Here is a 1,086-nt window from a genome sequence, read left to right as displayed (position 1 = left end):
CTGGGAAAAGCTATCGGGCTCTTGCACGAGTTGAGCGTGCCAGAGCCCGATACAACCCCGACGAGCGCTCAGGACGGTTCATAGCGGCCGAGAACACTCTGGTCCTGGAGCTGCATGTGATCATCGGCTCCCAGCGGACAGCGCTCAAGCTGGCGGGCGTGTCGCGCGGGAGCTGGCACTACCGGTCCAATCCCCGTCCGGCGGTGCAGGACCCGATCCACCAGGCCGACCGGGCCTACGAATCCCGGATCAGCACCGCCCATCAGGACCGGATCCGGGGGTTCATCCTGGCCGGCTGGGAGAAGGGCAACTCCGTTGACCATGCCTTCGCCACAGCCTGGGACAACGGCGTGCTGCTCGGCTCCAACCGCTCGTGGTGGCGGATCGCGGCAGAGTACGAGGACCAGCAGGCCCGCCCAACCATCCCGCGCAAGCGCGGGGGCACGCGTGGTTCCTCTGAAAAGCCGGTCCTCAAGGCCACCGGACCCTGCCAGGTCTGGTCCTGGGACATCACCGACATCTATTCCAAGTGGCAGGGCAAGGTTTTCAAGGTGTACTCCATCATGGACATCTTCTCCCGGGAGATCGTCGGCTGGCGGGCGGAGGAACGCGAGTCCGACCACCTCGCCGCGGAGATGTTCAAGACAGCCATCGCCCGGCACGGCGCCCCGCGCATCGTGCACGCCGATTCAGGCCCGGCCATGAGATCAAACCTGCTCCGTGACACCCTCACCGCCCACGCCGTGGAACTCAGCCACAACCGCCCGTACGTCTCCAACGACAATCCCTTCTCGGAGTCAGGGTTTCGCACGATGAAATACCGGCCCGGCTACCCCCGGATCTTTGACGATCTCGAAGCCGCCAGGGCCTACCTCACCGGCTATGTGCACTGGTACAACACCGATCACAAACACTCCGGCATCGCACTGTTCTCACCATCACAAGTCCACGACGGCTCCTGGAAAGAGCTATGGGACAAGCGCGACAAAGTCCACCAGGACTACTACGAACGACACCGAGGAAGATTCCGCCAACGACCCACCACACCGGCCCCCGCCACACACGCCGGGATCAACCTCCCCCAGA

General features: G+C 64.1%; 1 protein-coding gene. It reads left to right on the top strand.

Annotated features, from left to right (window positions below; genetic code table 11):
• Positions 1–1,086 (top strand): transposase (locus AB4074_RS24800; RefSeq protein WP_441415749.1); only part of this gene is annotated, 1,086 nt, incomplete at both ends.

The organism is Arthrobacter sp. 2MCAF14 (assembly GCF_052115645.1).
GTDB lineage: Bacteria > Actinomycetota > Actinomycetes > Actinomycetales > Micrococcaceae > Arthrobacter.
Note: the sequence above shows the minus strand (reverse complement) of the source record. Positions and strands in the feature narration are given on the sequence as shown.